Raw genomic sequence first — 21113 nt, 5'->3', positions numbered from 1 at the left:
CATCCTCCCATCAAAAAAAACACCAACTGTCTCACTTCATCATAACAAGGTATCGTGCTGCCAACCGGGCGCATTGAATACACCAAGGGGTCGGAAATGCCGGACAAGCGGGAAACCGAGAAATCCAATATCATCGCCCAAACGGTCACACTTCTTTCCGGTGAGGATGCCGCCCTCGCCGACTTCGGCAAAGCCCTTTATCGCAATGCCGCCGCCGAAGATCTGGTGACCTATACCGCCGAAGAACTGTGCGGCTTTGCCAGGGTCGCCTGGGAAGACTTTCAATCGCACGATCTCGGCACCCATCGCGTGAGTGTCTTCAATCCCAATTTCAAGACCAAACGCGGCACCGAAAAAGAAATCACGATCGTCGAGATCGTCAATGACAACATGCCGTTCCTGGTAGACTCGGTCATGGACGAGCTGCAGGAGAGCAAACTTGACGTCCAGCTGGTGCTGCACCCGCTCTATGTCGTCGAACGCACCGAGGACGGGAAACTTGTATCCGCCGTTTCGCACAAGAAACCTCCGAAGCGCAGCGACCGCAAAGAGAGCCTCATTCACATCCATATCGGACGGCTTGATTCGGAAGAAGAGCGCGATGCCCTGATTGCCCGTCTGAACGAAGTGCTGGCCGATGTCCGCGCGGCCGTCACCGACTTCCGGCCGATGCGCGAACGGCTCGCCGATGCGATCGGCACCTACAAGTACCGGGCGACCCAGCTCGACGGCAATACGGACGAGCTTTGGGAAGCAATCCACTTTCTGGAGTGGATGGAAAAGGGCAATTTCATCTTTCTCGGCATGCGGGAGTACAAGTTCGACGACGGGATCGAGGAAAGCACCCTGTCGCCGTTCGAGGGAACCGGTCTTGGCCTGCTGTCGAACCCGGACGCCAGGGTCCTGCGCCGGGGCACCGAGTTTGTCCAGATCACACCCGAAATCCGCGAGTTCCTGTTGCGCCCGGAACCGCTGATCATTGCAAAAGCCAATGTCAAGTCCCGGGTGCACCGCCGCGTGCACATGGAGTATATCGGCGCGAAACTGTTCGATGACGAAGGCGTCATGGTCGGCGAGCTGCGGATCGTGGGCCTGTTTACCTCAACCGCCTATACCGAACCGACCAACACGATCCCGTTCCTGCGCCGGAAGGTGGCAAGCGTGCTGGCCAAGGCCGGTTACGATCCTGAGAGCCATTCCGGGCGGGCCCTGATCAATGTCATGGAGAGTTTCCCGCGCGACGAGCTGTTCCAGATCGAGCAGAACAAGCTCTACGACTTTGCCCTTGCCATTTTGCAGCTCGACGAACGTCCGCGCATTCGTGTGCTCACGCGTGCGGACCGGTTCGACCGCTATGTCTCGATCCTGTGTTTTGTTCCCCGCGACCGTTACACGACCGAAGTCCGGCTCGATATCAGCGATTATCTGAGCAAGATCTATGACGGACGGCTGTCTGCCTGGTACGTGAACTATCTCGAGGCGCCTCTGGTGCGCGTCCACTATATTATCGGCCGGGACCAGGGCGACACGCCCACACCGGATCAGGACGAGCTTGAGCGCGCCGTTGCCGACATCATCAGGACCTGGCCGGACAGTCTGCGCGATGCCCTCAGGGCCCGCTACGCTCCGGCAACCGCCTACAAGCTCGCGGAACGGTATGCGCATGCTTTCGACAGCGGCTACCGGGAATTCTACAGTGCCAGCACGGCTCTGATCGATATCGGCAAGATCGAAACCCTGTCCGAAAAGCGCACGACCGCCATCGCCTTCCTGAAGGACCCGGACGCGCCAACGACACGGATCACGCTGAACGTCTACCACCACAACGCACCGGTACCCTTGTCTGCGCGGGTTCCGCTCCTTGAAAACATGGGGTTCCGGGTGATCGACGAACGCACGTTCGAAATCGTGCCGTCAGACCGTTCGACATCCTATCTTCACATGATGACGCTGGAGGGCCGGAACGGCGAGGCGATCGACTTTTCCGACAATCTGCTCGAGCGTCTGGAGGGCCTGTTTGTGTCTGTCTGGCACGGCCGGGCGGAAAACGACGGCTACAACAGCCTCGCCCTGACAGCCGATCTGGCATGGCGCGACATTGCGCTTGTAAGGGCCTTGTCGAAATATCTGCGCCAGGCCGGCATCCGGTTTTCCGAAGACTACATGTGGAACACGCTGAACCATTATCCGGTCATCGCGAACCGCCTGGTCGAGCTGTTTCACCTGCGCTTCAATCCGGCGCTCGGCCAGAATGACCGCGACCTCGGTGTTGCACGCATCGAACAGGAAATCTCGAAAGCCCTCGACGACGTCTCAAGCCTTGACGACGACCGGATCCTGAGGCGGTTCCAGAATGTGATCGACTCGGTGCTCCGCACCAACTTCTTCCAGCTGAACACCAAGGGACACCCCAAACAGGCCTTTGCGTTCAAGATCGATTCAAAAAAGATCATCGACCTGCCGCAACCGCGTCCGTATCGGGAAATCTTCGTCTACAGCCCCCGTGTGGAAGGGGTTCACCTGCGCTTCGGAACGGTTGCCCGCGGCGGTCTGCGCTGGTCCGACCGTCCGCAGGATTTCCGCACGGAAGTGCTCGGCCTCGTCAAGGCGCAGCAGGTCAAGAACGCAGTGATCGTGCCGGTCGGCGCGAAGGGAGGCTTCATCCCGAAACAACTGCCGGACATGAGCGACCGCAGCGCCTGGTTCCAGGAAGGCACAGAAAGCTACAAGATCTTCATCAATGCCCTTCTGGATGTGACGGACAATCTTGAGGACGACACGGTGGTGCCGCCCGAACACGTTCAACGCTACGACGCGGACGACCCCTATCTGGTCGTGGCCGCCGACAAGGGTACGGCCACTTTCTCCGATACCGCCAATGGAATTTCCGAGGGCCGCGGGTTCTGGCTCGGCGATGCGTTCGCATCCGGCGGTTCGGCAGGCTATGACCACAAGAAGATGGGCATTACCGCCCGCGGCGCCTGGGAGGCCGTGAAGCGGCATTTCCGGGAGATGAACCGGGACATCCAGAGCGAGCCGTTTACCGCGGCCGGCGTCGGCGACATGTCCGGCGACGTGTTCGGCAACGGCATGCTCCTCTCGGAACAAACCCGGCTCATCGCGGCATTCGATCACCGCGATATATTCATCGATCCGGATCCGGATATCGAAACGTCCTATGCGGAGCGCAAACGCCTGTTCGACATGGGCCGTTCATCCTGGCAGGACTACAATTCAAGCCTGATTTCCAAGGGTGGCGGCGTCTTTTCCCGGCAGGCAAAGTCAATTCCGCTCTCGGCCCAGATGCAATCGCTGTTGAAGCTTCCGGCCAAGACCGCGACCCCGCAAGAGGTCATGACCGCCATTCTCAAGCTGGAGGTGGACCTGCTCTGGTTCGGCGGTATCGGCACCTATATCCGGGCGACGACAGAAACCGATGCCGATGCGGACGACCGCGCCAACGATCCGATCCGGATCACCACACCGGACGTCGGAGCCAAGGTGATCGGCGAAGGGGCCAACCTCGGCCTGACTCAGCTTGCACGGATCGAGTTCAACCAAAAAGGCGGGCGTTGCAACTCCGACGCCATCGACAACTCGGCGGGTGTGAATTCGTCGGACATGGAAGTGAACATCAAGATTGCGCTTGGGGCAGCGGTCAAGGCGGGGAAACTCGACACCCAGAGCCGCAACGAGCTTCTTGCGCAGATGACCAATGAAGTCGCCGGGCTTGTCTTGCGCAACAACTATTTGCAGACCCTTTCGATTTCGATGACCGAGCGCCGGGGCCTGGAAGACATGGGATACCAGATCCGGATGATGCGGATGCTGGAACAGACCGGGCATCTGGACAGAAAGGTCGAAGAGCTTCCCGAAGACGCCACCCTTTCGGAAATGATCAAATCAGGCACGACCTTGACCCGCGCGGAGCTCGGCGTCCTTCTCGCCTATTCCAAGATCACCCTGTTCGACCGGCTGCTGGAAAGTTCCGTTCCCGACGACAGCTACCTTGCCCGCGAGCTGTTCCGGTATTTCCCGGACGAAATGGCGGAAGAATATGAAGATGAAATCAAGGGCCACCGCCTGCGCCGCGAGATCATCGCGACAATGCTTGCCAACTCGATCATCAATCGCGGCGGCGCCACCTTCCTGACCCGCCTGATGGACCAGACCGGGGCGACAGCTCCCGACATTGCCCAGAGCTTCGTCGCGGTCCGCAACAGTTTCGGCATGACCGAACTCAATGGCGAGATCGACGAACTCGACACCAGGATTGACGGCCAGCTGCAGCTGGAACTCTATTCCGCCGTTCAGGACCTGCTTCTGGAACAGGTGGTCTGGTTCAAGCGCAATGTGTCCTTTGCGGACGGAATTGCAAAGGTGGTCGAGCGGTTTGAAGGCGGCGTCCACAAGCTGCGGCCACGCCTTCAGTCCCTGCTGACAAAGGATCAGACCGAAGCGTTGAACTCCGTACGGGACCGCTACATGGCAAGTGGTGTTCCGGAAAACCTTGCAACGCGCATCGCGTGGTTGCCGGCAGAAGCCGCGATCCCGGACATCGTCGTGGTGGCCGGCAAGACTTCCGCGGACCTCGAAACCGTTGCCTCGGCCTATTTCGAGGTCGCCGCATTCTTCCGGATCGGTTCGATGGACGCCTTGGCACGCGATCTGAAGCTGCGGGATTACTATGACGGTCTGGCGCTGGACCGGGCCCGGTCAACGCTCGCATCCGCCCATCGTGATATCACCAGCCAGGGAATCGCCAACGGTTCTTTCCAGGCTTGGCTTGCAACTCACGAGCGCACGGTTGACCGGACCTTGCGGACCGTGAACGAGATCCTCGACGGAAACCTCAGCGTTTCCAAGTTTTCCGTGGCCGCGAGCCTGTTGTCCGAGATCACGCACTGATTGCCGGATTTAACCAGTTGACGTAGCGGAGACCGGCGGCAATGCTGCCGGTCTACTGTTATGGAAACACTGGAGCGCCCATGGCGTCATATGCAGCTGCCATGGGGCATTATCCGCCAAGACGGGCCGCATTTGCCTGGGCAATGTTTGACTGGGCCGCACAGCCGTTTTTCACACTTGTCACGACATTCGTCTTCGCACCGTATTTTTCATCGACACTCGCAGCAAACCCGGTGCAAGGGCAGGAACTCTGGGGGTTTGCCACCGCTGCCGCTGGCCTTGCCATTGGCATACTTTCGCCGATTCTTGGGTCCGCTGCCGACGCTGCAGGGCGCAGAAAGCCCTGGATCTTCGCTTTTTCCATTCCCTATCTGTTTGCCTGCTGGGCGCTTTGGTATGCCGTTCCGGGAAACGACCATGCCGTTTTGATTGCGTTGAGCAGCTACGCCATTGCCGCCATTTCGATCGAGATCGCAACAGTGTTCAACAATGCGATGATGCCAACACTGGTTCCGCCGACGCATATCGGCAGACTGTCCAGTTTCGGCTGGGCCGCAGGATATGTCAGTGGAATTGTCTGTCTGGTGATCGTCCTCGGCTTTTTTGCGGCCAACCCGCAATCGGGCCTGACACTTCTCGGTTTCGAGCCCGCTTTCGGCCTCGACCCGGCCGCACATGAAGGAGACCGGGCAACCGGGCCTTTCTCCACGATTTGGTATCTGATCTTTATCCTGCCTCTGGTTTTTTTCATCCGGGAGACAAAAAGCACCATGCGTGCCGGCCCGGCAATTGCGGCCGGCATCCGTGATCTCAAGAACAGCTTCTCCCATGCCCGCTCCCACGGGAATGTTTTCATCTTCCTTATCGCAAACATGGCCTACAAGGATGGCCTTGTCGCGATGTTTGCCTTTGGCGGCATTTACGCCGCTGGCCAGCTCGGCTGGGGAACCATCGAAATCGGCATATTCGGGATCATTCTGATCGTGACCGGAACGGTCGGCCTGTCTGTGAGTGGTCCGGCTGACGACCGGTTCGGGCCCAAGATCGTCATCATTGTCTCCCTGGCGGCTCTCTTCGTTGCCGGAGTCGGTGTGGTATCAATAGACAGAAATACAGTTTTCTTTTTCGTCGAAGTGGACCAACCCGCAAGCGGAACATTGTTCGGCTCCTGGCCCGACCGGCTTTTTGTTTTCTGGGCCAGTTTGATCGGACTTGCTTCAGGTCCGCTCCAGTCCTCGTCACGAAGCATGCTGATCCGGCTGGCACCAAGGGAGCATATGGCGCAGTTCTTCGGCTTGTTTGCGCTTTCCGGCAAGGTCACGAGCTTTCTCGCTCCCCTTGCGGTCGGCCTTGTGACGTTGCTGACCGACAGTCAGGCCGCAGGCATGTCGGCAGTCCTCGCCTTTTATGCCATCGGCATGATTTTATTGCTGCAAGTCAAGGACACTCCACCTGAAACAATCCAAACGGCATGAAAAACCGGCCCTTTTTCCAAAGGGCCGGTATGACTTTTCGTGTCGCAAGCAGGTTCAAACCTTGGGCTGAATACCAGCCCGGGCAATCACTCAGTGCCGGAAGTGGCGCATGCCGGTCATGACCATGGCAAGTCCCGCCTCGTCGGCAGCTGCAATCACCTCGTCGTCCCGCATGGAGCCACCCGGCTGGATGACGGCAGTGGCTCCCGCTTCGGCTGCGGACAACAAGCCGTCTGCGAACGGAAAGAAGGCGTCGGAGGCAACCACACAGCCACGGGTCAGCGGCTCGGCCAATCCGGCGGTTTCAGAGGCGTCCAGCGCCTTGCGGGCGGCAATGCGGGCGGAATCGACCCGGCTCATCTGGCCTGCCCCCACACCGACAGTCGCCCCGTCCTTTGCATAGACAATCGCATTCGACTTGACATGCTTGGCAACCCGGAAGGCAAATTTGAGATCAGCCATCTCCTGATCGGTCGGGGCACGCCTGGTCACAACCTTGAGATCGAGATCATCAATCACGCCGTTGTCGCGCGACTGCACCAGAAGGCCACCGGCAACGGACTTGACGGCCAGACCCCTTGCACGCGGATCCGCCAGTCCACCGGTCAGGAGCAACCGGAGATTTTTCTTGGCGGCAATGATATCCAGAGCCGCTTGGTCCGCGTCCGGCGCGATGATCACTTCGGTGAACACCTTGACGATGTCTTCGGCTGCTGAGGCATCAAGCGTCCGGTTGAGCGCCACGATGCCGCCGAAAGCGGAGACAGGATCGCATCGCAGCGCCAGTTCGTAGGCCTGCTTGAGCGTTGCCGCCTCGGCAACCCCGCAAGGATTGGCGTGCTTGATGATGGCAATGGCGGCCGTCCTTGCCGGATCGAACTCTGAAACAAGCTCGAAGGCGGCATCCGTGTCGTTGATGTTGTTGTAAGACAGCGTCTTGCCCTGCAGCTGTCTTGCGGTCGCAACGCCGGGGCGCCGTTCGCCGGTCTTGTAGAAGCCCGCTGCCTGATGCGGGTTCTCGCCATAGCGCATCACCTCGGCCAGCTCCCCGCCGACCGCCCGGTGGGCCGGATTGGCTTCTTCCAGCTGATCGGCCAGCCAGTTGGAGACCGCCGCATCATAGGCAGCCGTGCGGGCAAAGGCCTTCAGAGCCAGTTTCTTGCGCAAGCCAATCGGCGACTGGCCGTCATTCTGGTCAAGGGCTGCGATGACATCGTCATAATCGGCCGGATCGGTCACGACGGTCACATAGGCATGGTTCTTGGCTGCCGCACGGGTCATGGCCGGCCCGCCGATATCGATGTTCTCGATGCCGAGCGCGTAGCCGGCTCCTTGTGCGACCACCTCTTCAAACGGGTAAAGATTGCCGCAAAACAGGTCGATCCCGCCGATACCGTGATCGGCCATTGCCTTGAGGTGATCCTCATCGTCCCGGATCGCCAGCAAACCGCCATGGACGTTGGGATGAAGGGTCTTGACCCGGCCATCCATGATTTCCGGAAAACCGGTGACTTCGGAGATGTCGAGCACGGACAGCCCGGCATCCTTCAGTGCCTTGTAGGAACCTCCGGTCGACACCAATTCGATGCCGCGCTCGGCAAGCGCCTTGGCAAACTCGACGAGACCAGCCTTGTCATAAACGGATAACAGCGCCCGCTTGACCGGGACAAGAGCGGGAACGGGTACGTTTTTGGTGGAAATAGCCATGGGTTGCTATGCCTCGCGGTAGGGCAGTCAGGAGGGGTTGTGCGAGCCCCTACCACGAACTTCACAAAAGCAAAAGGGCGCAGAAAGGCCCCTATTCCTCCAGCGGAAGCAGCAGCTCGTCGAACTCCGTGGTTCCGCGCCGGCTGAGTTTCGCCGTTGCCGTGCGGCGGAATTGCCAGGCGATCGAGGGGATCTCCTGCAAGGCGCCGGACAAGACGATCTGACTGGTCCTCCGGTGGCCGTAGACGTCCGACAAATAGATGGACTCCTCGACCGTGATTTCGACACCCGGCGCATCGAATTCCCACGCTTCGCCGTCGCTGCAAACCAGCAGCGCCGCGGTTCCGCTCCGGACCGTATTGGCGCGGATGGACGGGTGCAGATGGAACCGGATGGCAAACCGGTGAGCCGGATCAACCGGCCCTTTCCGCAGGAACGTGTCGATGCCGTCCAGAACACTGCCATCGTCCGACAACCGCAGATCGCGCTCGTGCAGGACACCGAAGGTCTGGACATACCCGTCATGACTGGCTGTGACGCGCGTACCCGCGCCACCATCCTCTCGCGAGACCGGCACATTGGCCGGGCCGGACAGGATCGGGGTGCCCAGCCAGTTGCCGAAGGAGGTGTCCGACAGAAACCGGCAGGAAGACGTGTCCTCGATGGTTGCCGTGGAATGGGCTGCGGTTGACCGGCTGACTTTCCGCCAGATTTCGTTGGACCGGCTGGACACGCCGCAGTTCACAACGATGCGGTGACGGTTCGAGGAGAACTCGAACGACAGGCACCCGGCGTGTGCATCTTCGGAAACGAGCAGCGCGGGCGGTTTTCCTGTGTCGACAATGGCGACCGACGTTCCGCCGGTGAGCCGCTGATATCCGGTATAGGGAACATTGACCGGGGCAGCACCACGTGCATCGTCATAGGCAAGGATGGTCGCAACCAGATCCGTCGGCGTGGAGCCCATGCCGTTGAAATGCGCCAGATTGCCGTCTGCGTGGCGGAAGAAGCGCAAGATCGGCATCATCCGGTCGACGGATTTCAGCATTGCGTCGGGCAACTCCTGCCCTTGCGCGACAAACGCCTGCCGGACAGGCAACAAATCGGCAAGAATATCGATGACCGCTCTTGGATTGCGCGAGATATGGCCGCCATCGCTCAGGATCTGCCGGTTGAGCTCCTGATCCAGGCGGCGGATGCTTTGGCGGGCAAAACGGCCCTGGCCCGACATGGAGATACAGGCCGAGGCAATGGCAATCGCTGTTTGCAAGCGCTCGACACCATCGCGGGTCTCATTGATGGTCTTGCGCAAGTAGCGAACCTGCTTTGCCAGCGAACGCATGAACCGCCGGTAAAAATCAAGTTCGCCCTCGTCGAGAATGAAGGGCGAATGGGCAAGCCACATGGTGACCCGCCGGGTGACGACCGCCGTTTCCCAAGCGACCGGGTGCCAGCTGCCGCATTGGCGTATCCAGTCATCGACAAGCGCCCGGGCATTCTGGTTCGCGACCCGGCTTTCTGCTGCCCTCAGGTCACGCAACCATTCGAAACTGTGCAGCGCCCGCTGCCAGTCCAGATGTTGTCCGTAGACTTCAAAAGGCGAGCGGCCGTGGGTCTCGACAAGATGACCGGCAAACAGAAACCTGCCGCCATAGATGTCTCCGGCATTGGTCGCATCGGCGGTCTTCAGGTCCTGGGGCGCGATCAGCAGGCGGGCAGGCACACTTGAGGGTGGCCGCCAGCGGAACAACGGCCCGCCATGCACCCACTTTAAGGCCCGTTGCCAGACATGATGTGCCACGAGGCGCCAGATGCGCCCCTTTTCGGAAACGGCCCCCATGGTCATGGCAACGCCCTGAAACTCTCAGGAAACTGCGCTGAAATAAGTGGATCCTCTCGGTTACAAAACAGCGAAACGAAGCGTTAAGGTTAGCCGTTTCTTGACGATTATGATCGCATTAACAGTTTAAGCTGCGTTAAAGGCGCTTGAGGCGTGCTGCAAAAAAACCGTCCCAGCCTGTTTCCACCCCATCAATCCCCAGATCATGTGACGGCAAGGTCCGCAAATACCCTTCATTTGTAATGGGTTGACCAAGATCAGAGACTTCGTCCGACCGAATCGGCTGCAATTCGAAAGCCGATGAGGACTGCAGAAACGTTTCGATTTGCACCTCCCCTTCAGCCCGTTCCAGTGAACATGTACAGTAGACGAGCGTGCCCCCCGGCTTCAACCAGTTCGCGACGTGCTGCAGCAAGGCCTGTTGTATCCCGGCAAGCTTTTCAATGTCCTGCGGTTTCTTGATCCAGGGAACATCCGGGTGCCGCCTGATGGTGCCGGTGGCGCTGCAAGGCGCATCCAGCAGGATCATGTCAAACAGCCCGGACGGCTCATAGTCCCGCAAGTCGGCCGCAACGGTGTCCACGGCCAAACCGAGCCTCTGCATGTTCTGCGAAAGCCGCTTGAGACGGCTTGCCGAAATATCGATCGCGGTCACGTCGGCCCCGGCGGCTGCAAGCTGGGCGGTTTTTCCGCCCGGAGCCGCGCACAGGTCGGCGACCCGCTTGCCCGACACATCGCCCAACAGGCGGGCGGGCAAGGAGGCGGCTGCATCCTGCACCCACCAGGCTCCCGCCTCGAATCCCGCCAGTGTTTCGACCGCGCCCTTGTTGCGCAAACGCACGGAACCGGCCCCAACAACCACCCCGTCCAGCTTGTCGGCCCAGGCTTCGGGCTCTGCTTTCACGCTCACGTCGAGGGCTGCTTCCTTCAAGTGGGCCAGCGCGATTGCCCTCGCCCCATCCTCGCCATAAGCCGCTGTCCAGTTTTCGAACAGCCAGTCCGGGGTGTTCATCCGCGCCGGGTCGAGCTCGCTCGTGAGATCGTCCTTTTCCCGGCCAATCCGGCGCAAAACCCCGTTCACAAGGCCCTTGTAGGGAACCGCCCGGCGGTCCGAGCCGGCATGGTCAACTGATATGGACACGGCCGCACGGTCCGGAATTTCCATGAACAGCATCTGGGCAATCGCCACATGCAGGATGTCCTGAACACGTCCGGTTTTTTCAGGAATTGGCCGGTCGAGAACCCAATCGAGGATCTGCGCGATTTCGCCCCGGTGACGCAGGGCGGCTCCGACAATCGCTCTGACCAGTCCCTTGTCATTGGCCGCCAGTGCCCGAAACCCGGAATGACCGTTTGACGCGTCCAGTTCCCCGTCCAGTGGCCGCCGCTTATGGACGACATTTCCCAGGATGTCCGCCGCCACCTTGCGTGCCGCAAACCCGGGCTTGTCGTTCGGATTCTCGGGTTTTGACGGGCTTTTCCTGTTTTGAAAGCGGGGGTTCTTGGACAAGTGCTGGGTTCCGGATTGTTTGGGAGCTTACATAAGACAACGCCGCGAACCCTGTTGCTGGCACGCGGCGCTCAACGGCTACTTATTTGGTTCGGCCACCAAACGGAAGCCCCTTACCCCCAGGGACCACGCGTCCTGTCGGATGTCTGCGCCGGCCGGCGGCCCCAGGGGCCTGAAGCCGGAGCTGGCTGGGGATCAATGTTGACACGCGCCGATCCCATGCCGCGTTGAGCCAGCTTGCGCAGCTCGTTGATCCGGTTTTGGGTATCAGGGTGCGTGGAAAACAGATTGTCCATCTTCTCGCCTGACAACGGATTGATAATGAACATGTGAGCCGTAGCAGGCGACCGTTCCGCCGCCGGATTGTGGATCCGCGCAACTCCGCCGGAAATCTTGTGCAAGGCAGAGGCAAGCCACATCGGTTCGCCACAGATTTCGGCACCGGTGCGGTCGGCCGAGTATTCCCGCGTCCGTGAAATCGCCATCTGAACAACCATGGCTGCCATTGGTGCAACGATCATCATCAACAGGACACCGACAATCCCGAGCGGGTTGTTGCGGCTGCCGCCGAAGAAAAACGCAAAACTCGACAACATGGAAATTGCACCGGCGATGGTCGCCGTGATGGTCATGGTAAGGGTGTCATGATGTTTCACATGCGCCAGTTCATGCGCCATCACCCCGGCCAGTTCCTGCGGTGTTAGCATGTCTATCAGGCCGGTGGTTGCGGCAACAGCTGCGTTTTCCGGGTTCCGGCCCGTTGCAAAGGCGTTGGGTTGCGGATTGTTGATCAAATAGACCTTCGGCATCGGCAATTTCGCATTGGCCGCCAACTGCCGGACGATACCGTAGAGCTGCGGTGCCGTGCGCTCGTCCACTTGCTGCGCATTGTGCATGCGCAGAACCATCTTGTCCGCGTTCCAGTAACTGAACATGTTCATGGCGGCAGCAATTGCCAGTGCAATGATCATCCCGCCCGTGCCGCCGAGCAGGTAGCCAATGCCCATGAACAGGGCGGTCATTGCCGCCAGAAGCATCGCTGTGCGAATGAAGTTCATCCTACCTGTCCACCTGACCTGTTTCTCTTCATGCTAAGCCACTCTATATAGGGCTGTCATGACAATGAAATGGTGTTAATCCGCCAGTCCCGCAAGGTTATGCAATTGTATCCGATTGTAACGAGGCTTCATTATGCCCAAAAAAGAACACCTGATTTCAGAGAGTTACACGGTCCAGGACGCACCAAGTCTGGCACCCGAACCGGCCGAGGCACCAAGACGAAAATTTGAAGACCTGCCACCGGCGGCGCAGCGTGCACTCAAGGAAGCCGAAACACGGCGCAAGGAAATCGACGCCCGCCACAATGCCATGGATAAGGAAGTCAACGGCCGCGGAGGGCTTGAGCCCACCCGCTACGAAGACTGGGAGATCAAGGGTATCACGGTCGATTTCTAGGCCGGGTCAGGCCAGTTTCCGCACTTCTTTTGCAACGGCTCGGGCAAGTGGCGCCTGCATGTCCGGATCGAGATGCAAGGCATCCAGCTTGCTCACCGTGACGACCGATCCGGTTTCAAAAAAAGCGGCGCCATATTCACTGGCGATCCGCCGGTAAACGCTGGCGAGTTTGCCGGACTCTTTCCGCCGGTCCGGTCCGAGATAAAGCTCTTCGTAGGGCGTTCCCTTCAGCTCTCCGAGCGTAGGCGGCGACATGAGCAGCACTTTTGGGGCTTCCCCCTCAACCACATCCAGATCACGCCCGGCATAGTCCAGAAGCCGGGACATCGCACGGCCAAGCGCTTCCGCACCGAATTGAAAGCGCGTCTGGAGATCGTTGGTCCCCAGCATGATGATCAGGATATCGATCGGCATGTGGGTCTTGCGGACAGTCATCAGATGAGCCAGCCCGTTCTTGTCTCCGTTCATCGGATCCTCGAACACGGTCGTTCGACCGTTCAGCCCTTCCTCAACGACATGAAACCCCTCCCCGAGTTCCGTCTGCAACATCCGGGTCCAGCGCAAGTCATGGCCGTAACGGGTACGATCCACCGGATTGAACCCCCAAGTCAGGGAATCCCCGAAACAAACCACCGAGGTCGGATTCTTGGAACCGTCCATGTGCTTTTCTCCAGGCTTCAGAAAACCATATATAAGACAAAACCTTATGTTGGTGCATTGGCAACGGCAAGGCATCAAGGGGCACAAGCGCGGCACCAGCCCGGTGTTGTTGGTTAATCAGAGCTTTACCATAAGCGGAATAGGTTACCGTTAAGTACGCGTAACGAATGTTCGGGACATTCATGACAGTCAGCACTTCTCATTACCGGCGCGGCGCCGCCCTGCCGGTCTCCAATCCGTTTCAGCGCCTTGCCGCCTTGCTGGGTGACAGCAAACCGGGCCTGCCGCCAATTGCGCTGACAATTGGCGAACCGCAACATCCGATCCCGGATTTCACTTCAGAGGTCCTAAACGCCTCCATGGCCGATTTCAGGCGCTATCCGCCGATCAACGGTACGGAAGACTTCCGCAACGCCGTGGCCAACTGGCTGGACAAGCGCTACGGGCTGAATGGCATGATTGACCGTGAGCGCGGGGTATTGCCGCTGAACGGCTCACGCGAGGGCCTGTCCTTCGGGGCAATCGCTGCCCGCGATCAACTCGGAAAGGGCCTGGACCATCCGGCCGTGATCCTGCCGAACCCGTTCTACCAGACCTATGCCGCAGCCGCGCATGTCGCAGACGCCGAAGCCGTCCTGCTCGACGCAACGCCCGGCGGCAACTTCCTGCCCGATCTCGACAGTCTGGAACCCGAACTCCTCGACAAGACAGTCGCCTTCTATGTTGCGTCGCCGACCAATCCCGAAGGTTCGGTTGCCGGCATGGACTACTGGAAAAAGCTGATAGGGCTCGCCCGCAGGCACGAGTTTTTTGTCTTTGCCGACGAGTGTTACTCCGAGATTTACCGCACCACACCACCGCCTGGAATTCTGGAGGCTGCAAAGGCGCTTGGGGGCGGCTTTGAGAAAGTCATCGTCCTGAATTCCCTGTCGAAGCGCTCGAACCTCGCCGGGCTGCGCTGCGGCTTTGCCGCCGGAGACCCCGATTTTCTTTCGAAGTGGGTCAGGTTCCGGGGACTGGCCGCTCCGCAAGTTCCGATCCCTGCGCAGGCTGTTGCCGCGCGCGCCTATGCGGAAGAGGACCATGTCATCGAGAACCGGCGGCTCTACAACGAAAAATACGAGGCCGCCGAAACGTATCTCCGGCCGATCCTCGGCCCTGTGACAACCGAGGGCGGTTTCTTTCTCTGGCTCAATACCGGCCAGTGGGGCTCGGCCACACAGGTGACCGAAAAGCTGTGGCGCGATGCGGGGCTCAAGGTTCTTCCCGGAAGCTATCTCGCCTCGGACCAGAGCGACGGCAGCAACCCGGGCAATGATTACATCCGCGTCGGGCTGGTGGCACCGCTGGATCACACGGTGACTGCACTTGAGCGTCTGGCAAGATGGCTGGGGGAAAATGCATGAGACAGGCAAGCGCTGCCCGCACCGGAACCCGGCGGCCATCCGTCGACCTGCGCGACACGGAAAGCCCGATCAAGCGGTTCCTGCGCCGGAACCTGATCGCGCTGTGCGGTCTCGGCATCATCGCGATTGCGGCGGGTTTGGCTGCCGCTCTCGCCACATGGTCGGTCTCCGACCCCAGCCTCAACCATGCGACCGGCGCACCGGTTCACAATGCACTGGGGACACCGGGCGCGATCATCTCCGATGTGCTGATGCAGACCATCGGCCTTGCGACAGCGGTCTTCCTGGTTCCCATCGTCCTGTGGGGCTGGCGTCTTGTGACCGGCAAGGCCCTCAGGATCAGACGGCGGCGGATCCTGTTCTGGTTCGTCGGCACCGTTTTGGCCGCAGGCGCGCTCGCCTCCCTGCCCATCCCCGAGAGCTGGCCGCTTCCGACCGGGCTTGGCGGATTTCTCGGCGACAAGATCCACTTCCTGCCCGCACTGATCACCAGCAACATGACCGAAGGCGCAGCCATGATTGTCGGGGCGATCGGTCTTGGCCTCCCGGCCGCCTTCTTCCTGATCGCATCGGCTGGATGGTTCAGCACGGCAGAGCGCGATGCGGCGCCCGTCGACGAAGCGCCAGCCGTACCCCGGGGCCATGGCCGGCAGATCGTCACCATGGACGACGACGAGGAAGACGAGGCAAGTGAATCACGGCTCGGGATGCTGGCAAGCGCCGCCATTGGTCAGGTCAGCCATACGCTACTGCTCGGCGGCGCGCTCCTGCGCCGGGTCTTCGGCGTGTCGCCGAAACGTGCGGCGGAAGAACCTGAGTGGATTGAGGAAGATGAAGAAGACGCCGTTGCGGGCTATGAGCCGGAAGACACCCGGCAAGCCGGTGTCCTGAAACGCTTCCGCCGGTCCCTTGCCGACAAACTCAGCCCGGATGACGATGATGGGCTGGATGCGTTTTATGAGCGCGGCAAAACACAAAGGCAGGCGCCGGAAAATGACCCTGGAGATGATCTGCCCGACGAGGATCCGGAGCCGGGCTACCAAGACGATCCGTTCGATTTCGACGATGACGAGGACCCGGATATCCGTTTCGAACCGGGCGACCTGTTGTCCGACCGGGGTGAGGTCGCAAGACCTGCCGACCTGAAACCGATCGGGATCGCCAGCCCGGATCCGGAAGACCAGCCTGTTCCGGCAGCCCCGACGGGGCGCGTCGTGCCACCGGCGCCACGGCCCAGGCCCGGGCAACGCGCACGCGCCGATGCCCAGCCGAATTTCCTGAAGGCACCGGAGGACTACGAACTTCCACCGCTCCAGCTGCTTGCCGAACCCCGGACAGGCGGCAAGATACCCGGCCTGTCCGCCGATGCGCTGGAACAAAACGCCCGGATCCTCGAAGGGGTTCTGGAGGATTTCGGCGTAAGAGGCGAAATCATCGAAGTACGGCCGGGGCCTGTTGTGACCTTGTACGAACTCGAACCGGCTCCCGGGATCAAGTCGTCCCGCGTCATCGGTCTTGCCGACGATATCGCCCGCTCGATGAGTGCGATCTCGGCCCGTGTCGCGGTCATTCCCGGCAAGAACGCCATCGGTATCGAATTGCCGAATGCCCGGAGGGAAACGGTTTACCTGCGCGAGTTGCTGGCGGCGCAGGATTTCGAGAAGTCCAAGGCAAAGCTTGCCATGGCGCTCGGCAAGACCATCAATGGCGAAAGCGTCGTCGCCGATCTTGCGCGGATGCCGCACCTGCTGGTCGCAGGGACCACCGGATCGGGTAAGTCCGTCTCGATCAACACCATGATCCTGTCGCTGCTCTACCGGCTAACCCCGGACCAGTGCAAGATGATCATGATCGACCCGAAAATGCTGGAACTGTCGATCTATGACGGCATTCCGCATCTGCTGACACCGGTGGTGACCGATCCGAAAAAGGCCGTCGTTGCGCTCAAGTGGACCGTCCGCGAGATGGAAGAGCGCTACAAGAAGATGTCCAAGATGGGCGTGCGCAACATCGACGGCTACAACACCCGCATCAAGCAGGCGCTGGAAAAGGGCGAAAGCTTCAGCCGCACCGTGCAGACAGGCTTCGACCGGGACACGGGCGAGCCGATCTACGAGGAAGAAGAACTGCCGCTCGAGGCGATGTCCTATATCGTCGTGATCGTGGACGAGATGGCCGACCTGATGATGGTTGCCGGCAAGGACATCGAAGGCGCGATCCAGCGTCTCGCCCAGATGGCCCGTGCGGCCGGCATCCACCTGATCATGGCGACCCAGCGCCCGTCCGTTGACGTCATTACCGGTACGATCAAGGCGAACTTCCCGACCCGTATCTCGTTCCAGGTCACCTCCAAGATCGACAGCCGCACAATTCTGGGCGAAATGGGCGCGGAGCAGCTGCTCGGGATGGGCGACATGCTGTTCATGGCCGGGGGCGCCCGTACCCAGCGCGTGCACGGCCCGTTTGTCTCCGACGACGAGGTCGAGGATATCGTCAAGCATCTGAAGGTCCAGGGCACCCCGCAATATCTCGAAGCGGTGACCGAGGAAGACGATGATGCTGATAGCCCCTATGACGGCGGATCATCCGGTGGCGGCGGTGACGAAGGCAACGATCTTTATGACAAGGCGGTTGCCATCGTTCTGCGCGACAAGAAGGCCTCGACCTCCTATGTTCAGCGCAGGCTCTCCATCGGTTACAACCGGGCGGCATCCCTGATCGAACGGATGGAACAGGAAGGCCTCATCAGTCCCGCCAACCATGCGGGCAAGCGCGAAATCCTCGTGAAAAACGGCGTGGAAGAAGATATATAATAGGGTCTGCGACGCAACGGCACTTTCAATGCCCAAGGAATGCCACACACAGTGTGGTAGAACTGCGTCCGGATGCTGACGACGCCAACCGGTCTGAAAAGGATATGCCATGCTGAAGCGCTCTGTTTCCGCCCTGATGTGCAAGGCCGCACTTGCTGGAGCGCTGGTTATTGCAACCTTGTCTCCCGGCTGGGCATTGACCGACGACGAACAAAAATCGCTGAGCGATGTGAACAGCTATTTCAATTCCATCAAGACAATGCATGGCGATTTCATCCAGTTCGGGCCGGATGGCACCCAGACAGACGGCAAGTTTTATATCTCCCGGCCGGGCAAGGTGAGGTTCTACTACAACCCTCCGGCAAAGCTGGACATCATCGCTGACGGCAAGTCGGTATCGGTCCGCGACCGCAAGCTGGCAACGCAGGACATCTGGCCCTTGAACAAGACCCCTCTGCGGTTCCTGTTGTCCGACACGATCAACCTGCAAAAGGACGCGAATGTCACCAATGTGCTGGTCGAGCCGGATTTGATCACGGTCACGATCGAAGACAAGACAGCCTTCAATTCGGGCCTTCTGACGCTGATCTTCGACGCCAAGGACTACAAGCTGAAACAGTGGACCGTAACCGACTCACAAGGCTATGACACGTCCGTCGCCATTTACAACACAGTTGCGAACGGACCGACAAATCCAGACCTTTTCGAGATCGACTATCTTGCCAACGCGCGTCAGAACCGTTTCTAGAGACGCTGGCAAAACACCATCCCAACCTCTTGTGCAGGCTGCCCATGGCCCATCAAATCCCTTCACGCGTCCGGCAGCTATTATCGGACTTTTGCGCGCGCAAAGGTCTCAAGCTCGTCAGCGATCCCAAGATCGGCTATGCCGGTTTCATCGAGGACCGCAACGGCGTCAGACGGTTCTACAAGGGCACCCATTTCGACTTGAACACGCTTGGCGCTTCGGAAGTCGCCGATGACAAGGCCTATGCGCTCAAGTTCCTGAAACGCGACGGCTTCCGGGTGCCTGAAAGCCTCCTGCTTTATGTGGCGGGCAAAAAAATCGAAAAACCCGTCACCAGGCAGGTCGCGGACTTCGCCGAGCGCATGGGCTATCCCCTGTTCGTCAAACCCAACGGCGGACAGGAAGGCAAGGACGTCATCAAGCTGCGCAATCAGGACCAGCTGGACGAAACGCTGAAGGACCTCTGCGCCCGCTACAATCTGGTCATGCTGCAACAGGCGGTTCCGGGAACAGATCTCCGGGTGATCGTTCTGGACGGCAAGGCGCACTGCGCCATCGAACGCCATCCGCCCCATGCGACCGGCGACGGCGCGTCCACCATGGAAGAGCTGTTGCCCGGTGTGGCCAAGCTCAAAGCGGATGACCCGCGCATCCTGTTCGAGCTCGAACGGCAGGATCTTGCACTCGACTCGGTGCCGGAGGAAGGCCAAAAGGTCCGATTGCTGGCGAATGCAAATCTCTCGGCAGGCGGCTCGGGCGAGGTTGTCACTGACCGTGTCGGACAAAACCATCTGGATGTGGCCGTTCGTGCCGCCCAAAGCCTCGGTCTGCGCTATGCCGGGATCGACATGATGGTCAAGGATATTACAGGCGAGGACCCGGCCTATACCGTTCTGGAAGCCAATGCCGCCCCCGGCCTCAATCACCTGGCGGCCCAGAGCGATACGGATGCCGCGACCGTCGCCGCGATATACGAGCTCGTGTTCATGGCCATGGCACAGGGCATGCACATGCGCCGGGTCGACCGGCACCGGACCACGGCGGCTTGACCGGACTGCCGGGAGCCGGTCCCGGCCATGTTGGCAAAAACAGGGCCCGCTGCGGCATTTGCAGCAGGCCCTGCCCTTCTATCAGTACTCGCCGAGCTTGATCCCGGGTGAATAGGTTCCGTCGGCTTCCTTGACCACCGCCTGACCGCACATGGTCCGGCCACGTTCGGCGTCGTAGGTCAGGGACGGTGAGCCATGCAGTTCCCAGCCCTTGTTCAGCGCCGCGGTAACGCGGTGGCAGAACTCGCTGTCGTCCACGCCTGTAATGAAGCGGTAAAGTCTCATGTCAGCCTCAGCTTGCCTGGCCCCGGGCAGCAATGGCATCGGCAATCGCAATCACGCGCTTGCCCATCTCCGCATGCAGCCGTTCGACCATCTTCCCATCAATCTGAAGCGCACCCTTATCCCCATTTTCAGGAAGGTCAAACACCTCGTTGATCTTTCGGGCCCAGGCAACTTCCTCTTCGCCCGGACTAAACGCCGTGTGACAGAGCTCGATCTGCTTGGGATGGACCAGCGTCTTGCCATCCATGCCCATTTGCGCGCCCTGACGGCACTCGGCCTCAAAGCCCTCCAGATCGTTGAATGCGTTGTAGACCCCATCGAGAATATCGATGCCGCCCGAGCGGGCGGCGGCCACGCAGGTCATCAGCCAGGGCATCATCACGGCCCTGCCCGGGATCAGGGCTGCCCGGGTTTCCTTGGCAAGATCGTTGGTGCCCATCACGAAACAGGACAACCGGACATTGGCATCCCGGCCGCAGGCGCCGATCGCACCGGCATTCAGCATCGCGTCGGGTGTTTCCATCATTGCCCAGAGTTTCACCGTCTCCGGCGCCCCAAGGACGGAAAGCTTGTGCGCCACACGTTCCAGATCGGCGGGCGTGTTCACCTTCGGGATCAGGATCGCATCGGGTTTTGCGCCTGCGGCCGCCTCAAGGTCCTGTTCGCCCCAGGGCGTGTCGAGCCCGTTGATCCGGATGACCACCTCGCGGTCGCCGTATCCGCCCTCGCCCACAGCCGTGACAATCTGGTCCCGCGCCAAGCCCTTGGCATCGGGTGCCACCGCATCTTCCAGATCCAGAATGAGACAATCAACGTCGAGCGTTTTCGCCTTTTCGAGCGCCCTTGCATTGGAGCCCGGCATGTAAAGAGCGGAACGGCGCGGCTTCGGCATTTGCGGCATGAACAACCTCTGGACAATTAACTCTGTTGCAGCGCACGCTATCCTCAGACGCCCGGTTTTGCCACTGGCCTTTCGGCGCAGTCCTGTCCGTTATTGCGCGGCGGCGGCCGCTCTCCGGAAAATCATGTCCTTGGCCGCAATGACCGCCCCCAGCGTGATCGCAAGGCAAGCAAGGATTACCGGCAAGGTCAAAGCGCCGAAGCCAAATGCAATCAAAAGCAATGTCGACAACAGGGGCGCGGAATAGGCCGCCGCACCCAGAACCTGAATGTCGCCGCGCTTGACGCCGATATCCCATGTGAAAAAGGCAAGCCCGACCGGAAACAGCCCTTGGACGAAGCCGCTCGCGCGGCAAT

14 protein-coding genes and 1 pseudogene are annotated in these 21113 nt (G+C 60.1%); 7 read left to right on the top strand and 8 right to left on the bottom strand.

Annotated elements, in window-relative coordinates; genetic code table 11:
• The first annotated feature begins 96 nt into the window (after positions 1 to 96).
• Positions 97 to 4908 carry an NAD-glutamate dehydrogenase gene (locus tag E1297_RS14330; protein ID WP_155139272.1) on the top strand — a complete coding sequence of 1604 codons (4812 nt, stop codon included), beginning with the start codon at positions 97 to 99 and terminating at the stop codon, positions 4906 to 4908.
• An 80-nt stretch (positions 4909 to 4988) separates the two neighbouring features.
• On the top strand, positions 4989 to 6383 hold the full coding sequence (locus E1297_RS14325; protein ID WP_155139269.1) for an MFS transporter: 1395 nt from the start codon (positions 4989 to 4991) through the stop codon (positions 6381 to 6383).
• Positions 6384 to 6473: 90 nt separating this feature from the next.
• On the opposite strand, the gene purH is transcribed toward E1297_RS14325, so the two are convergent.
• The 4 genes from purH to htpX form a co-directional block, all read right to left on the bottom strand.
• Positions 6474 to 8090, bottom strand: a complete 1617-nt coding sequence (purH, locus tag E1297_RS14320; RefSeq protein ID WP_155139267.1) for a bifunctional phosphoribosylaminoimidazolecarboxamide formyltransferase/IMP cyclohydrolase — start codon at positions 8088 to 8090, stop codon at positions 6474 to 6476.
• Positions 8091 to 8181: 91 nt separating this feature from the next.
• The gene (locus E1297_RS14315; RefSeq protein ID WP_155139264.1) at positions 8182 to 9936 is read right to left on the bottom strand and encodes a heparinase II/III family protein; all 1755 of its coding nucleotides are present in this window, start codon (positions 9934 to 9936) and stop codon (positions 8182 to 8184) included.
• 130 nt (positions 9937 to 10066) lie between these two features.
• Positions 10067 to 11440 carry a 16S rRNA (cytosine(967)-C(5))-methyltransferase RsmB gene (rsmB, locus tag E1297_RS14310; RefSeq protein ID WP_155139262.1) on the bottom strand — a complete coding sequence of 458 codons (1374 nt, stop codon included), beginning with the start codon at positions 11438 to 11440 and terminating at the stop codon, positions 10067 to 10069.
• Positions 11441 to 11553: 113 nt separating this feature from the next.
• Entirely contained in the window at positions 11554 to 12498 is a 945-nt protein-coding gene (htpX, locus tag E1297_RS14305) for a zinc metalloprotease HtpX (RefSeq protein WP_155139260.1), read from the bottom strand.
• Positions 12499 to 12631: 133 nt separating this feature from the next.
• Here htpX and E1297_RS14300 point away from each other — a divergent pair, with 133 nt between their 5' ends.
• The gene (locus E1297_RS14300; RefSeq protein ID WP_155139258.1) at positions 12632 to 12895 is read left to right on the top strand and encodes a DUF1674 domain-containing protein; all 264 of its coding nucleotides are present in this window, start codon (positions 12632 to 12634) and stop codon (positions 12893 to 12895) included.
• A 6-nt stretch (positions 12896 to 12901) separates the two neighbouring features.
• Here the strand turns inward: E1297_RS14300 and E1297_RS14295 are convergent, their stop codons facing one another.
• A complete protein-coding gene (locus E1297_RS14295) occupies positions 12902 to 13555 on the bottom strand; it encodes an SGNH/GDSL hydrolase family protein (RefSeq protein ID WP_155139256.1) in 654 nt (217 codons plus the stop codon).
• A gap of 182 nt (positions 13556 to 13737) precedes the next feature.
• Between E1297_RS14295 and E1297_RS14290 the strand changes: the two genes are divergently transcribed.
• The 4 genes from E1297_RS14290 (at position 13738) to E1297_RS14275 (ending at position 19571) form a co-directional block, all read left to right on the top strand.
• The gene (locus E1297_RS14290; protein WP_155139254.1) at positions 13738 to 14961 is read left to right on the top strand and encodes an aminotransferase class I/II-fold pyridoxal phosphate-dependent enzyme; all 1224 of its coding nucleotides are present in this window, start codon (positions 13738 to 13740) and stop codon (positions 14959 to 14961) included.
• The gene (locus tag E1297_RS14285) at positions 14958 to 17774 is read left to right on the top strand and encodes a DNA translocase FtsK (RefSeq protein WP_155139252.1); all 2817 of its coding nucleotides are present in this window, start codon (positions 14958 to 14960) and stop codon (positions 17772 to 17774) included. Before E1297_RS14290 ends, E1297_RS14285 begins: the two co-directional genes overlap by 4 nt.
• A 109-nt stretch (positions 17775 to 17883) precedes the next feature.
• Positions 17884 to 18522 carry an outer membrane lipoprotein carrier protein LolA gene (locus tag E1297_RS14280; RefSeq protein ID WP_155139250.1) on the top strand — a complete coding sequence of 213 codons (639 nt, stop codon included), beginning with the start codon at positions 17884 to 17886 and terminating at the stop codon, positions 18520 to 18522.
• A 44-nt stretch (positions 18523 to 18566) separates the two neighbouring features.
• A complete protein-coding gene (locus E1297_RS14275; protein WP_155139248.1) occupies positions 18567 to 19571 on the top strand; it encodes an ATP-dependent carboxylate-amine ligase in 1005 nt (334 codons plus the stop codon).
• An 81-nt stretch (positions 19572 to 19652) separates the two neighbouring features.
• Here E1297_RS14275 and E1297_RS14270 read toward each other — a convergent pair whose 3' ends face one another.
• The 3 genes and pseudogenes from E1297_RS14270 to E1297_RS49160 all read right to left on the bottom strand — a co-directional run.
• The gene (locus E1297_RS14270) at positions 19653 to 19856 is read right to left on the bottom strand and encodes a DUF1737 domain-containing protein (RefSeq protein ID WP_155139246.1); all 204 of its coding nucleotides are present in this window, start codon (positions 19854 to 19856) and stop codon (positions 19653 to 19655) included.
• Between the two features lie 7 nt (positions 19857 to 19863).
• Positions 19864 to 20757, bottom strand: a complete 894-nt coding sequence (locus E1297_RS14265) for a CoA ester lyase (protein WP_155139244.1) — start codon at positions 20755 to 20757, stop codon at positions 19864 to 19866.
• Positions 20758 to 20847: 90 nt separating this feature from the next.
• Positions 20848 to 21113 (bottom strand): annotated as a pseudogene (locus tag E1297_RS49160) (EamA family transporter); the annotation flags it as partial.

The sequence above is a fragment of the Roseibium sp. RKSG952 genome (assembly GCF_009711355.1).
The sequence above is the reverse complement of the archived record's forward strand: the minus strand, read 5'-3'. Positions and strand labels throughout refer to the sequence as shown.

What these genes read in the sequence shown, in the direction of transcription:
- E1297_RS14330 (WP_155139272.1), top strand. Translation starts at nt 97, where the DNA reads ATGCCGGACAAGCGGGAAACCGAGAAATCCAATATCATCGCCCAAACG.
- E1297_RS14325 (WP_155139269.1), top strand. Translation starts at nt 4,989, where the DNA reads ATGGCGTCATATGCAGCTGCCATGGGGCATTATCCGCCAAGACGGGCC.
- purH (WP_155139267.1), bottom strand. Translation starts at nt 8,090, where the DNA reads ATGGCTATTTCCACCAAAAACGTACCCGTTCCCGCTCTTGTCCCGGTC.
- E1297_RS14315 (WP_155139264.1), bottom strand. Translation starts at nt 9,936, where the DNA reads ATGACCATGGGGGCCGTTTCCGAAAAGGGGCGCATCTGGCGCCTCGTG.
- htpX (WP_155139260.1), bottom strand. Translation starts at nt 12,498, where the DNA reads ATGAACTTCATTCGCACAGCGATGCTTCTGGCGGCAATGACCGCCCTG.
- E1297_RS14300 (WP_155139258.1), top strand. Translation starts at nt 12,632, where the DNA reads ATGCCCAAAAAAGAACACCTGATTTCAGAGAGTTACACGGTCCAGGAC.
- E1297_RS14295 (WP_155139256.1), bottom strand. Translation starts at nt 13,555, where the DNA reads ATGGACGGTTCCAAGAATCCGACCTCGGTGGTTTGTTTCGGGGATTCC.
- E1297_RS14290 (WP_155139254.1), top strand. Translation starts at nt 13,738, where the DNA reads ATGACAGTCAGCACTTCTCATTACCGGCGCGGCGCCGCCCTGCCGGTC.
- E1297_RS14285 (WP_155139252.1), top strand. Translation starts at nt 14,958, where the DNA reads ATGAGACAGGCAAGCGCTGCCCGCACCGGAACCCGGCGGCCATCCGTC.
- E1297_RS14280 (WP_155139250.1), top strand. Translation starts at nt 17,884, where the DNA reads ATGCTGAAGCGCTCTGTTTCCGCCCTGATGTGCAAGGCCGCACTTGCT.
- E1297_RS14275 (WP_155139248.1), top strand. Translation starts at nt 18,567, where the DNA reads ATGGCCCATCAAATCCCTTCACGCGTCCGGCAGCTATTATCGGACTTT.
- E1297_RS14270 (WP_155139246.1), bottom strand. Translation starts at nt 19,856, where the DNA reads ATGAGACTTTACCGCTTCATTACAGGCGTGGACGACAGCGAGTTCTGC.
- E1297_RS14265 (WP_155139244.1), bottom strand. Translation starts at nt 20,757, where the DNA reads ATGCCGCAAATGCCGAAGCCGCGCCGTTCCGCTCTTTACATGCCGGGC.